14 protein-coding genes are annotated in these 13,001 nt (G+C 50.5%); 12 read left to right on the forward strand and 2 right to left on the reverse strand.

Annotated features, from left to right (window positions below):
• Positions 1-22: 22 nt before the first annotated feature.
• Entirely contained in the window at positions 23-514 is a 492-nt protein-coding gene (locus AC16KF_RS11920; RefSeq protein WP_484037542.1) for a GNAT family N-acetyltransferase, read from the forward strand.
• On the opposite strand, the gene AC16KF_RS11925 is transcribed toward AC16KF_RS11920, so the two are convergent.
• Positions 509-1,183, reverse strand: coding sequence for a 5'-methylthioadenosine/S-adenosylhomocysteine nucleosidase family protein (locus AC16KF_RS11925; RefSeq protein WP_484037543.1), 675 nt, complete (start codon positions 1,181-1,183; stop codon positions 509-511). The genes AC16KF_RS11920 and AC16KF_RS11925 overlap by 6 nt on opposite strands.
• 17 nt (positions 1,184-1,200) lie before the next feature.
• Complete coding sequence (locus AC16KF_RS11930) at positions 1,201-2,091, reverse strand: hypothetical protein (RefSeq protein WP_484037544.1); 891 nt, start codon at positions 2,089-2,091, stop codon at positions 1,201-1,203.
• A gap of 191 nt (positions 2,092-2,282) precedes the next feature.
• On the opposite strand from AC16KF_RS11930, the gene AC16KF_RS11935 reads away from it, so the two are divergent.
• From AC16KF_RS11935 to AC16KF_RS11985, 11 genes are all read left to right on the forward strand, one after another.
• Entirely contained in the window at positions 2,283-2,759 is a 477-nt protein-coding gene (locus tag AC16KF_RS11935) for a PaaI family thioesterase (RefSeq protein WP_484037545.1), read from the forward strand.
• A gap of 247 nt (positions 2,760-3,006) precedes the next feature.
• Complete coding sequence (locus AC16KF_RS11940) at positions 3,007-3,585, forward strand: RNA polymerase sigma factor (protein WP_484037546.1); 579 nt, start codon at positions 3,007-3,009, stop codon at positions 3,583-3,585.
• Entirely contained in the window at positions 3,582-6,095 is a 2,514-nt protein-coding gene (locus AC16KF_RS11945) for a LysM peptidoglycan-binding domain-containing protein (RefSeq protein ID WP_484037547.1), read from the forward strand. The genes AC16KF_RS11940 and AC16KF_RS11945 overlap by 4 nt, the downstream gene beginning before the upstream one ends.
• An 86-nt stretch (positions 6,096-6,181) precedes the next feature.
• Entirely contained in the window at positions 6,182-6,955 is a 774-nt protein-coding gene (locus tag AC16KF_RS11950) for an FAD binding domain-containing protein (protein ID WP_484037548.1), read from the forward strand.
• 6 nt (positions 6,956-6,961) lie between these two features.
• Positions 6,962-7,477, forward strand: a complete 516-nt coding sequence (locus AC16KF_RS11955; RefSeq protein ID WP_484037549.1) for a hypothetical protein — start codon at positions 6,962-6,964, stop codon at positions 7,475-7,477.
• On the forward strand, positions 7,474-7,995 hold the full coding sequence (locus AC16KF_RS11960; RefSeq protein WP_484037550.1) for a DUF6036 family nucleotidyltransferase: 522 nt from the start codon (positions 7,474-7,476) through the stop codon (positions 7,993-7,995). The genes AC16KF_RS11955 and AC16KF_RS11960 overlap by 4 nt, the downstream gene beginning before the upstream one ends.
• A 219-nt stretch (positions 7,996-8,214) precedes the next feature.
• Entirely contained in the window at positions 8,215-8,463 is a 249-nt protein-coding gene (locus AC16KF_RS11965) for a DUF6922 domain-containing protein (RefSeq protein ID WP_484037551.1), read from the forward strand.
• On the forward strand, positions 8,460-9,104 hold the full coding sequence (locus AC16KF_RS11970) for a nucleotidyl transferase AbiEii/AbiGii toxin family protein (RefSeq protein ID WP_484037552.1): 645 nt from the start codon (positions 8,460-8,462) through the stop codon (positions 9,102-9,104). Before AC16KF_RS11965 ends, AC16KF_RS11970 begins: the two co-directional genes overlap by 4 nt.
• 217 nt (positions 9,105-9,321) lie before the next feature.
• Positions 9,322-10,362 carry an SH3 domain-containing protein gene (locus AC16KF_RS11975; RefSeq protein ID WP_484037553.1) on the forward strand — a complete coding sequence of 347 codons (1,041 nt, stop codon included), beginning with the start codon at positions 9,322-9,324 and terminating at the stop codon, positions 10,360-10,362.
• A gap of 67 nt (positions 10,363-10,429) precedes the next feature.
• Positions 10,430-11,512: a DNA methyltransferase gene (locus tag AC16KF_RS11980; RefSeq protein ID WP_484037554.1), complete on the forward strand. Its 1,083-nt coding sequence runs from the start codon at positions 10,430-10,432 to the stop codon at positions 11,510-11,512.
• 56 nt (positions 11,513-11,568) lie between these two features.
• Positions 11,569-12,954: a KAP family P-loop NTPase fold protein gene (locus AC16KF_RS11985; RefSeq protein ID WP_484037555.1), complete on the forward strand. Its 1,386-nt coding sequence runs from the start codon at positions 11,569-11,571 to the stop codon at positions 12,952-12,954.
• Positions 12,955-13,001: the final 47 nt, after the last annotated feature.

Genomic DNA, 13,001 nt, shown 5'->3' on the forward strand with positions numbered 1-13,001 from the left:
ATGCCGTAAGAGAAACCACCGCATGATTCAGATTCGCCCCATCCAACCTGGCGAGCAGGAGACCGCCAAGCGGCTTGTCTATCGCGTCGCGCATGAGGTCTTCCAAGACGCGAAACCGCTGGAAGAAGCAATCGCTGAATATGAAGCGCGCGGCGAACTCGGCGACATGGATGATATTCAAGCGAGCTACTTCGAAAACGGCGGGATATTCCTCGTGATGACTCATCGCGAGGAAATGATTGGCACAGGCGCGATCCGCCGCCATGCCGAACATGTTTGCGAACTCAAACGGTTATGGCTATTGCCAGAGCATCACAACAAAGGGCTGGGATATCGAATGCTTCAAAAATTGCTCGCATTTGCCAGAAGCGCGGGCTATCAGCGCATCAGGCTGGAAACACACGCCATCCACCAAAAACGCGCCGTTGCGTTTTACAAACAAGTTGGATTTACAGAAATTCCTATCCCTGGTTCAAACGAAGATGAAGATGTCTTGATGGAAATGGATCTATAACTTCACCGCGTTCAACCAATCGGGCAATTGAGCGATCAACTTTTGCATGACCCCTTTTGCGCGCTCGTTGAAGATTTCGATATTATCGTACGCCTCGCCTTCATTTTCATTGACGATATCGCTGACAGCGCGCAAGATGAGCAGGCGCGCGCCGTTCTTCCGCGCCACCCACGCCAGCGCGGCTGATTCCCAATCGGCGGCGACTGCGCCCTTCGCTTTGAGCGCGGGTATCATTTCCGGCGGCAGGTCGCTGTCTGCGGAAGCGACGAGGGCGCGTCGGGCGGGATGCGGCAGAGGGTCGGCGAGCCAGCTCAAATCGAGGGAAGAAGCGTAGTAGTTGGCGATGTCGAGATCGCCCATCAACTCCACAATGTCGTACACGATCGTCTGTCCGACCAGGATCACATCGCCTTGATTCACAACGCCCTCGAACCCGCCGCAGGTGCCGAGGTTGACGATTAAGTCGGGAGCGTAACGGTCAATGAGATATTGCAGGGTTCCCGCGGAGGCGATCTTTCCCCATCCGCTGTGAAAAAAGGGAATCTCACGATTGGAAATTGTTGCAGTAAAACATTCGCCGTAGGGAAACGAGTCGATCTTTGAATCGGGAAACAACGGTTTGACGCCCACCCATTCAGCGATGGCAGAGATGATGACGACGATTTTCAATGCAGACTCCTGAATGGTTACGCGATGATTTCCCGCAACGAGCGCCCTGCAAGCAATTCTTTCGGCGGGTTGTCGATGTTATACACTTCCCATGTTTCGGTGTGAATCACATCCATCTTGGGCGCCAGTTCCACCAGCGGACCGAGCGTCTCGAGTTCCAGCGCGCGCGCATCGGTGTACACTTCGCAATTACTTCCGAAGTCCGGGTATTCTTCATCGCGGCGCGCGCCGAAGCGTTTGATGAACAGCGCCTGATGGGAGACGTAACCGAGCCAGCCGCGCGGATTGAAATATCCCAGTTTGAATGGGCCCGTTGTGGAATCGGATCTCACGACAATGAATTCATCGCCCGGCTTCAACCGCGCATCGTCCCAGCGCGAAAAGGGCCACAAAGCAAAACGGCGATTCGGCAGAAGCCCGTCGCCATCCACATTGCCGACTTGTTGCGGCAGGATCGCCGCGCCGCCGGGTCTGAGCATGGTGATCGCCCACGGCGCAAGTTTGATGGTTGCCTGTCCGAAATTTTCGAGGCGATGCTTGACGATGATGAATGGTTGTTCCGAACCGATTTGCGCCGAAACAGTTTTACGCAATCCACTGCCCGGCTCTACCGCTCCAATCATTTGAATGCCATTCTCAATTTCTTTTATTGTGGCGCCGGCGTCATCCGGAACATAGCTTCTCGAGAGGCTTTCAGGCGCGACCCAAAAACGATGCCCGCCGTAAAAACGATATTCGCCGTAGGGGGCGTTCACGGTGAACTGCGGAGTTTCCGCGAATAGGTTTTCGCCCGTCCATCGAGGAATCAACCTCACAATACGCGGACCTGCCTCGGCAAGACTCTCGATGCGAAAGAATTTATTTTCGAGCGCAATGGTTCGCAAGCCATGGAAATTTCCGAATTGCATGAGTTAATCTTAGCCGCAAAGTGAAATCTCGTAAACCGAGTGTGGAAAAGCGCGTACAAACGTCCCTGCCACAGAAAACACCGAGAGCATGGAGAGAAAATCTCAAAAGCTCTGTAGCGCTACACGCCAAAAAAACCCTCCTCGTAAACCGATATTGATGGAGAGCCGATATCATCGAATATAATCCCACTATGAAATCCAAACAACCCAACTCGCGCATGTGCTTCATCTGCGGGCTTGAAAACCCCGTCGGCTTGCACCTGCATTTTTACGAAACGGAAGCGGGCGTAGTCGAAACAACATACACCGCGCCCGATCATTTTCAAGGCTATCCCGGCGTGTTGCACGGCGGCATCGTCGCTTCGATGCTCGATGAGACCGCCAGCCGCGCGCACATGGGAAGCGACTTGCAAAATCCGCGCTTTCAGTTCACCGCGAAACTCGAGATCAAGTATCGTCAGAATGTGCCCATCGGCAAACCGTTGAAGATCGTCGGCAAGGCGGGCAGAACAAGATCGCGGGCGGCAGAATCGTGGTCAGGGATTTACGATGCAGAGACAAACGAATTGCTGGCGGAAGCCAACGCCTTGTTCATCAACGTGCCGCAGGAACAATTCGACAAGTCGCGTTTGAACGAACTTGGGTGGAAGGTCTATCCCGAAACATGAGGTTGGCGCTCCTCATCACTGACAAACATTGGACTCTGTCAGAAATAATTTCTAGGACGCAGACACTTGCGCCGAGCGCCAGCGCGGCGTGAACGCTGATTCACGCTGATTCAGAGAGAGAAAAAAATCTGCGTTTTCTGCGTTGATCTGCGTCCCGCTTTTTCGGCAGTGCCTAAAATTTCCCTGTTACTTTTTCAGCCCTCCTGCAACATACTACTACTGCGCGCACAACAACACAGGAGGCTACTTGATCACACACATGGTCGAACAAACGAAAACAACCGCCGCAAACGATCTCGCTTTAGCGCGTAACGCGCTCGCCGATGAAGACGCATTTGCCGAACTCTATCGGCAATATGTGCCGCGCGTCTATCGCTATCACATGGCGCACACAGGCAACGTCAAAGATGCCGAGGACCTCACCTCGCAGACTTTCGTATCCGCTTTGGAGGGACTCAGATCGTATCGCGGCGACGGGTCGTTCGCGGCGTGGATATTGGGGATCGCCTCGAAGAAGCGGCTGATGTTCTTTCGCGGGCGCAAGCCTGAGGTTCCGCTGGACGACGCGCTTCATCTTCCCAGCCCCAGCCTGCCTACCGATAAGGCGGCGTATCAACGCCTGAGGCTTGAGTCGCTGGCGCGCGCGCTGAAAGAGATTTCCCCGGATCGCGCGGAGGCGGTTGTCCTATCCTATTTTGGCGGACTATCGAATCAAGAGATCGGCGCGTCGCTTCACAAGAGCGAGGCGGCGGTCAAAATGCTCGTCTCACGCGGACTGCAAGACCTGCGCGAGCGAACCTCCCTAAGAATGGAGGCAGAACTATGAACGATAAATTCACAAACGACACAGACAAAATGGATGAATGGCTAGCGCAAACCGCTGATGGACTGAACCCCAATTCTCAATTCGCGGCTGAATTGGAACAATCGCTGAGGCAGGCGCATCGCGGAAAATCTTCGCCGAGGTGGTTTCACTTCACGCGCAAGCAAGCGACTGCCGCGCTGGCATGGACGGTTTCGCTGATCGTCTTCGCGCTCTTCATGAGTTGGACAATCAAATTAGTCGCGCCGACGCCGACCGAAGTACCCGCGTCGAATCAAACGGTCGCGCCTCAGCCAACAGAGTCGTCCACCAACAACAATAACGAGACGCCAGTCACTCCGTCGCCAAACGACGGCTACGATTGGCGCGGCGCAACACTGTATTTGAACGCGCCACTACCAGACGAGCCCTCGCAAGCAAGTATCTATCTCTTGACAGAAGAAACGCCCGCGACGGTCGAGCAAGCCCAAGCGCTGGCTCAGCGATTCGGGATTCAAGGTCAGGTGTACGTGGCGAAACATCCCGTCACCGGTGAAACGGATTATCTCCTCGTCACAGACGGCAAGCAATCGCTGGCGATGACCACAGACCGCTTCTTCACGTACACCGCCGACACCTCGAAGGTGTTCAATGTTTTCGGCGGCAGTTATCCTCCCAACGCGGAAGAGATCATCAACGAATTCCTATCCTCGCATGGATTCGACTTCCCGCACAAGGTAGCAATAGACGGCTTGCATGGCGGCTACACAGTGGAACCGCTCTCGCCCGATGGTTACCCAATTGGATACGAGTATTTCACAACGCGTCCGATGCGCGTGATGCTCGATGAAAACGGAACCGTGCTGCAAGTGGAAGCCAACTTGCCGGGCTACGAACCCGCCTCCGCGCAGACGTACAACATCATTTCCGCCGAAGAAGCGTTCCAAAAACTCATGAACGATTCTATCCCCGCCGGGAAGATCGAGAGCATGAACTCCTCTCCCGCAAACATGAAACAGTGGACGCGCGAGTATCCCGAAAACGAAACGATCGCGATCTACGGTTATCCGTCATCCATCCCCGCGCTCGACCCCGCGCAACCCGCCTTCATTCAAATTGACGGCTTTACCGTGACCGGCAACACCGCCGGCATGGAAGCGCTGGACCGCAATACCTTCGTCGAAGCGACCGGTCAGTTCGTCATGGTGAACGACATCAAGAAGTTCAACATCGAATCATGGCGAGAATCGCCTTTCGCGCAAGACGGCGTGGTCGGCACGCTGACCTCTGAAAACGGACAATATGTTTTGCAAACTCAAGAAGGCGAACGAATCGTCCTCGAGCCCGCATTGCCAGCCGATATTCCGCTACCGTTTGAAAACGCCTTTGTGGTAGGCGCGCGTCGAGGCGACGTGTACGATTGGACGCTCATTGATAGCCGCATGTCCGTAGCCATGGGCGGCGGCGGTGGAGGCGGCGGATTCGGCTTCTACCAACTTAACTTGAGCGGCACGCCGGTTCCCTTCCCGCCAGCATCGCCCACCCCGGGTTTAGGCGTTGGGAATTACATCGTGCAAGAAGGCGATACCCTCATTTCCATTGCTGAATCGCACGGCATCACCGTGGACGAACTCATGCAGGCAAACGGCATGACCGACGCGCTCATCTTCGTCGACCAGCAACTGATCATCCCTGGCGGCGGAGGACAAACCCAACAAGGTCCAGATATCGGAAAACGATTCGACAACCAACGCGGCACCATCTCGATCAACATCATCCGTAAAGCAGACGGCAGTTCGAAGACCGAATACACATTCGCAACCCTCGTGAAGGGACAAACATATTATCTGCACCTGACTGGCGATAATCTGGACGAACTGATGCAAGCGCAAAATCGTCCTGTAAACATTTGGGCGACTATTGAAGGCGTGGACAATACCGGCGCATTAATCGCGCGCGTCGAACGGTTCGAGATTCCATTCCCAAATCTGCAATTCAAAATCTTACGCGGCACGCAACAGCGCATCACACTCGAAGGTCAAAGCGCGATCTTGTTCAAAGCGGAAGATGGAAAAAGTTATGTTCAGTTGGCGCCGGACGGTAACATGGATATCAACAACCTCGGCAACGAAGGCGACCCGATATTACTGGAAACACTTGCGATTCCCGACGAGGCATTCGGCGGCTACCCCACTCTGCGAGTCTTCAGCGGTTCGATGGCGACCAACCCAAAAGATGGACTGCCCATGGAACTCACCGTCACCGCCGACCAGATCAACACCTACGATGAGAATCCAGAATCGTTAGAAACATACACGCCGCCCGCGCTCACAATCGAAAAAATCGAATTGATGTATTACATCACCAACCCGCACTGGCAGGCAGGCGAACTCGACGGCAGTCAGCCATACATCCAACCGGTGTGGCGTTTCTCTGGTCATTACGAAAACGGCGACGAGTTCGAGATGTTAGTGCAAGCGCTCAAAGACGAATATCTGTTGCCCGAACTGGCGCCATTCACACCGCCCGGATAACGCGCGCAGTCAACCGCATCAAACATGCCGTCATCGAAAGGTGGCGGCATGTTTGATTGTATAATGGACGATATAAAGGAGTCCTCATGATCACTGCCTATCATCGCCCAAAAACTTTGGATGAAGCCCTCGCGCTTCTCAAACAACCAAACACTCTGCCCTTCGGAGGCGGCACGCTTCTTTCTCACACTTCGCTCAATGCAGACGGGACGACTGATTCGGTTGAAGCGGTTGACCTCCAACTCATCGGCTTGGATTCGCTCCGCGTAAACGGTAACAGTCTCGAACTCGGTGCGACTCTCACCCTGCAATCGCTCCTCGAATCGGAACATTGCCTCGAAGCATTGAAACGCGCGTTGAAACTCGAAGCCCCGCTCAACATCCGCAACTCAGCCACTGTTGCAGGGACGTTGGTTTCATGCGACGGCAGGTCTACGTTTGCGACGATGTTGCTCGCGCTTGATGCGAAGTTGTCAGTGAGCAGTGAGCAGTCATCAGTCGTCAGCGATCAGTCATCAGTGATCAGTCTCGGCGAATTTTTGCCTCTTCGCCCGCGCGGACTGATTACTTCCATCACCATTCCACTCAACGTAAAACTCGCCTTTGAATATGTTTCGCGCACGCCTGCCGATAAACCCATTGTCTGCGTCGCGCTCGCGCAGTGGAATTCAGGCAGAACGCGCCTCGCTGTCGGCGGATTCGGCAAAAGTCCCATGCTCGCCATGGACGGCACAGCCTCCGACGATGTCGCCACCGCCGCGCGCAACGCCTTCCACGAAGCGACCGATGAGTACGGCTCCGCCGAATATCGCATGGACGTTGCGTCCACGCTGGCGAAGAGGTGCCTGGAAGTACAATAGACCTCGATGAACACTCGTCTTGTTACTGTGAGCGAAGAGCAATTGGTGTCCGAACTGTGGGCGCGGGATGTGCGGTTTCTGATGGGGGAACAAATCAGCCAACATCCTCTGCTTGACTCCGCGACACTCATCCAATCGCTGGCAGACAGCCGGGATGCCCGTGTGCGCATGGCTTTGATACCCTTATTTCTGCGTCATCCTGATTTTTTCGGCGATGCAAAAAAAGCAGACGAAACGCTTTCATCACAGCCGAGTCAACTGTACCTTCGCTTTTACTATACAGCCGCCGTTCTGCTTCAACGAAAGTACAGAGAGCGATTGATTAGAATCTTTGGAGAACATATACAACTACCCGATTTATTTTCAAGACTATTAGACGTCTCGCTGGATTCAAATCCAAACGACGCACTTGTGAGATTGGCAAAGCGACATCAAGTCCTAAGCGGACAGCGCATTAACTGGCTTGAAACGTATGAACATGGCGCAGAGCGTCTGGTCAAGTATATGGAAAAGTTCAAATGAAGACGGTATCCAAGCAGGCTATCCATGACTTTCTCCAGCGGTTGGGAATGCGCTACCCCAAGCCAGCGACCCTTCACCTGCTTGGCGGCAGCGCATTAATCCTTCTCGGAAGTTCGCGCGAAACACTCGACATTGATTACGTAGGCGACGACCTACAAAAAGACGCTTTTCAAATTGCCATCGAGGAAGTTGCAAACGAACTGGGGTTGGATACGGAGCCAGTCCCAATCGAGCGATTCGTGCCCTTGCCAGAAGGAAATGAGCAACGCAGTATTCACATCGGTCAATTTGGGAAGGTTGATGTCTTTATTTTCGATCCATATAGCATTGCGCTCAGCAAGCTAGATCGAGGCAGTGATCGTGATTTGGATGATCTCGTTTTCCTGATTCGGCACAACCAGATCAGCGCCGTTGAACTGGAACGCATCCTCAACGACGCCCTACCCCATGCGGGCAAATTCGATTTCAATCCTGATATCCTAGCCCATTTGCAGGAGATGAAGAGTCGACTGAAATAAAGTTGTTTGTTCTCAGATTAGCAAACCGCTCTGGCAAACAGGCGATTTATTACCTAAAAGGAAACTACTATGATCGAAGAGCAAAAAACTTCCACGCCCGAAGCCAAGAAGCCGTTGTCGTTGGCGCGGCATTCAACGAAGCGCAGAAGCGGAAAGACCAGAATAACAAATCGTAAGCCGCCTATATCCCAGCCAGATTCCGCGTAGCAATTGCATCCCATGACCGCCATCCCCTCCTCCCTCGCCCCGTTCTTTCAGGAATACGACATCGCCAAACTCGTCCCTGAAAAGGATTCGCACACCATCATCGAGCGCGTCTTGCAATTTGGGAACCGCGCTGAGATCAAATGGCTGTTCACCGTCTATTCGCGGGAGCAGATCGTTTTATGGATCAACCGCTTCGGCGGCGAAAGGCTCCCCCAGCCGCATCTCAACTTCTGGACTCTTGTTTTAAGCGCTGAAAAATGACAGCGCTCTTTTGGGATACTGTTACAGAAGAAATGCGCATGGTACTGCGCGAGTTTTTCACTAGCAGGATCGGGAATCGCTTCTATCTCGCGGGCGGCACTGCTCTCGCGCTTCAACTGGGGCATCGCCGATCTATTGACATCGACCTCTTCTCGCCAACCGAAGATATCCCGTCCATCCGCAACACCCTTGAAGACGCGCTCGCTCCATTGAAACCCGAATTGTCAGATACATCTTGGGGGAATCTGGTTTTTGTTGTAAAAAATGTTCGTGTTGGATTCTTCGGGTATGGATACACTCTATTAAATCCGCTGGTGGAGGACGAGAATCTCCGCATCGCCTCCATCGAAGACATTGCCTTGATGAAAATGGACGCCATTTTATCGAGAGCAAACCGCAAAGATTTTTATGACCTCTATTTTATTTCGCAAAATATTCCCCTGAAAAGATTGCTCGACCTTGCTCCTAAAAAATATCCGTCCGTTCGCGACTTTGAAGTTCAAGTTACAAAACGCCTGGTTTATTTCGAGAGCGCCGAGCACGATCCCGATCCGATACTTTTACAGATTGTATCGTGGGATGCCGTGAAGAATTACTTTGCTGAACAAGCCAAATCCATCGAGCAGAGTTGGTTGAAATAACTCTTCTCATAGTGAGGGGATGCTTGGAATCGCTTGCATAATTCCCGCAAACAGCTCGGCGAGGCATTGCCTGCCGATGAGCGCGCCTCGGAGGGATTGCGTTATCGAAGGCGTAACCAATTCCGCCTTGTCCAGACGGGGATTCTTGGGTAGGATTCGTTCATTGCTTATTACAGGCGCACGAAAAACTTTGATATACGAACGCAAGGAGGCAACCATGCTCAGGCTACGTTTCATTTTTTCGTTTTTAGTCTTGGCGACGACACTGCCTTACGGAGGAACTTCATCAGAATATAAGACACAAACCCAATTTGATTTATCACAGGAAAAAAGTGACAATATTAATTTTGTCAATTTGTATATTGATGAAATCAAATTTCTAGCAAACGTAGGGGACGTAACCGGCCCCGGGGAATTTCGCCTAATCATCCTGGCGGCCGATACATCCGGCAAATCGAGTGGCATGTTCTGTCCGGGGGATAAACCGCTGAAAGTTCGCAAAGGAGATACGGTTCAAGCCCCTTGCCTACTGGCAGTCAGTTTTGACGAATCCAAAGTATCAGACGGGGTCTACATCACGATCATGGCTGTGGACGAGGACAAATCGTCATTACCAGCAGACCTTTCTTATGAGGCGGCATCTGCAGGTCTTGGAAAGGCGCTTGGATCAGTAGCAAAAAAGGGCGCTGAGAAATTGGGGGTTACATTACTCACAAAAAGCAGCCCTTTTACATTTGTTGCGAGTGTACTGTACAGTTTTCTGAGCGGCAAACTCAAGGAATGGGTTCAGAAAGCAGATATTATTGGATCGCAAGGCGTTTACTTAAGTAGAAAAGATGGTTGGGCAACCAACGAGACAAATACCATAACATCAAACGATGGCGCGATTCGTGTTACCTACACCATCGTTCTCACGTCTTCTACCCCGCCAAATACAAAAGCGCCAGTTCTGGGTTCCACATCCTCTCAAACTTCAACGCAAAAGTATTGGTGCGATGATTTGAGTTACGTAAAGCTTAAAGTAGGCGATCGCGCTAAAGTCATTTGGGAAAAAGTCAATTTGCGAACAGCGCCTATCGTCCCACTGGAGTATTACGAAAACAGCATATCGAAAGTGGAAAAGGGAACAACTCTCACAATTATTGGCGGTCCTGCCTGCGCACACAATGGAACGTGGTGGCAGGTTCGCATTCAAAGTGGACTAACGGGTTGGATGCGGGAGCGAACAGACAGCTTGGGCTATTTAATAGGGAAATAATCCAACTTTGCCATAGAGTAGCGTTCATACTGAAATCTGAATAAGCGATGACGGTATAATTCGACCCGTGGCTCATCTCCCCCTCGACCAAATCCTACGCGGCGATTGCGTTGAAGTCCTCCGCTCGCTCCCCGCGAACTCGGTGGATGTGATCTTCGCCGACCCGCCGTATAACTTGCAACTGCGCAACGAGTTGCATCGTCCCAACCTCACCAAAGTCGACGCGGTCAACGACGGCTGGGATCAGTTCGAGAATTTCAAAGCATATGACGAGTTCACGCGGGATTGGCTGAGCGCGAGTCAACGCGTGTTGAAAGACACAGGCACGATCTGGGTCATCGGCACGTATCACAACATCTATCGCGTCGGCGCGATCATGCAAGACTTGGGATTTTGGATTCTAAACGATGTATTGTGGATCAAAGACAATCCTATGCCAAATTTTCGCGGCGTGCGGCTCACCAACGCGCATGAAACGATGATCTGGGCGCAGAAGAAAAAAGGCGCGAAGTACACGTTCAATCATCACGCCATGAAAGCCTTGAATGAAGACCTGCAAATGCGCTCCGACTGGAGACATTGGGAACTCCCGCTTGTGAGGGGCAAACAGCGCGTCAAACATAACGGGACGAAAGCGCACTCGACACAAAAACCCGAAGCGCTACTGTATCGGATTTTGCTCGCGTCATCGAACGTTGGGGATGTGATCCTCGATCCGTTCTTTGGCTCAGGGACAACAGGAGCGGTTGCGAAGAAACTCGGTCGCCGCTGGATCGGCATCGAACGCGACAAAACATATATCAAGATCGCGCAACAACGCATTGACGCGGTTCTCGCCTCCCCATCCGAGGTGTTGATCCTCTCCGAGAAACGGAAGCAGGCGCGGGTCCCGTTTGGAGCGTTGCTCGAAAACGGATTATTGAATCCAGGCGAGTCGCTTTACTTCGCGCGTAACGGCAAACGGGCGAAAATCCTATCGAACGGACACATCAAATGCGGCGAGGTCACTGGCTCGATCCACGGCGTGGCGAAATCGCTGATGAACGGCGCGCCCGTCAACGGCTGGGATGTGTGGTTTTACAAAGATGAAAACGGGAATAAAATTGTGATTGATGAATTGCGCGAGAAAATTCGCACAGAATCTATGTAATGCAAGGCAAATGTAAAAGCAATAATACTAGGCAGATTAGATAGGAGATTTTAGTAATGAATATCCATGATCCAATTATTAATATTTCCCAAGACAAATTAAACGCTCAATCATTGGCAAAAATTATTCTCCACAGACTCACAGACAATGATTGTCCATCAACTATAGGGCTGTATGGGAGCTGGGGAACTGGCAAGACAAGTACCCTAAATATAATGGCGGATCTTAACAGGCTAGCTCAAACAAACAAAGACCACGAGCTAATTAACAAGCCATCAGAGAAAGTTGTAATAAAAGATAAAATGAGTTTGCTTGTGAGGGGATCAACGGAAAAGGAATTGGTTCTGGAGATGCCTAAAAATACAGAAACAATGACAACAAGCAAATCTTTACATATAGAAATCATTGATGCGTGGCAGTACGACTCCACCAACAATCTTTTAACCCCTGTTATTGTACGGTTATTAAAATACTTAAGAAGACTGGATGAGACTAGGTTTTTTGATTGGAAGAAATATGCTGAAAGGGTTATTGAAGTTACATCTTTAGCTTTATCTGACATGGCACTTAGGAAGCTAACAGGATTAACCCTGGGTGATGTCAAAGACTACGAAGAAAAAATTGAAAAGAAAATAACTATTTCGGATTGGGAACAAACCATTGATCACATTGAAGAAACAAACAGAGCATTTACAGAATTGGTGAGGATATTTTTGACTTATAATAAACAAGATAAATTGATTTTATGCATTGATAATTTAGATCGGTGCTCACCAGAAAATGTTGTGCAATTGCTTGAATCTATTAAGAACTATTTGTCGGTAAGAAATTGTATTTGGGTTTTTGTAATGGACAATAACCTAATTTCGAGCTATATAAATCGAAAATATGAGGGGACTAACATGGATGGAAATAGTTACCTGGATAAAATAATTCCTGAACAATACCATGTGATACAGCCTACATATGAACAGGCAACTGAACTACTACACGGAATACTTATTAAAGGCATTAAACTTGGAAATTTTGCAAGGATAAACCGATTTCTTGTTCCGCGAAGAATTAAAACCGCGGTTAAATATGAACAGACCATAAAACTTCTTTCAGCACGTAGTGAAGGTAGCAAGGATACTCTATTTGCCCTAATACTACTTTATCATGGCTGGCCAGATTTTTATGAATTCTTATCATCAGGCTTTGATGACCACATAATCAGTACTTTAAATAATTTTTACTCGAAAATTGGAGAAATCAAGAAGGTTTATCAAAAAATACCAGTACCAGAAATATACGATAATGACAAGGAATTAATTTATTATATTCAATCAGCTTTTTATCAGAATCCTCGAGGAAGTTTCCTTTCTAAGGATACGCTATTGGAAGCTCATTTTGCAACAATTTTGGAGTGTATTAGGGTGCTAAGGTTTGTTGGATTGCCTTAAGTGCCTTCAGCATCAAAATTATTGTCCATCCAAAAATTCAGTGGATT

The organism is Candidatus Defluviilinea gracilis, from assembly GCF_057138825.1.

Bases quoted from the DNA above. Each gene is read 5' to 3' on its own strand.
- AC16KF_RS11920 (WP_484037542.1), top strand. From the start codon at position 23: ATGATTCAGATTCGCCCCATCCAACCTGGCGAGCAGGAGACCGCCAAG.
- AC16KF_RS11930 (WP_484037544.1), bottom strand. From the start codon at position 2,091: ATGCAATTCGGAAATTTCCATGGCTTGCGAACCATTGCGCTCGAAAAT.
- AC16KF_RS11935 (WP_484037545.1), top strand. From the start codon at position 2,283: ATGAAATCCAAACAACCCAACTCGCGCATGTGCTTCATCTGCGGGCTT.
- AC16KF_RS11945 (WP_484037547.1), top strand. From the start codon at position 3,582: ATGAACGATAAATTCACAAACGACACAGACAAAATGGATGAATGGCTA.
- AC16KF_RS11950 (WP_484037548.1), top strand. From the start codon at position 6,182: ATGATCACTGCCTATCATCGCCCAAAAACTTTGGATGAAGCCCTCGCG.
- AC16KF_RS11955 (WP_484037549.1), top strand. From the start codon at position 6,962: ATGAACACTCGTCTTGTTACTGTGAGCGAAGAGCAATTGGTGTCCGAA.
- AC16KF_RS11960 (WP_484037550.1), top strand. From the start codon at position 7,474: ATGAAGACGGTATCCAAGCAGGCTATCCATGACTTTCTCCAGCGGTTG.
- AC16KF_RS11965 (WP_484037551.1), top strand. From the start codon at position 8,215: ATGACCGCCATCCCCTCCTCCCTCGCCCCGTTCTTTCAGGAATACGAC.
- AC16KF_RS11970 (WP_484037552.1), top strand. From the start codon at position 8,460: ATGACAGCGCTCTTTTGGGATACTGTTACAGAAGAAATGCGCATGGTA.
- AC16KF_RS11975 (WP_484037553.1), top strand. From the start codon at position 9,322: ATGCTCAGGCTACGTTTCATTTTTTCGTTTTTAGTCTTGGCGACGACA.
- AC16KF_RS11985 (WP_484037555.1), top strand. From the start codon at position 11,569: ATGAATATCCATGATCCAATTATTAATATTTCCCAAGACAAATTAAAC.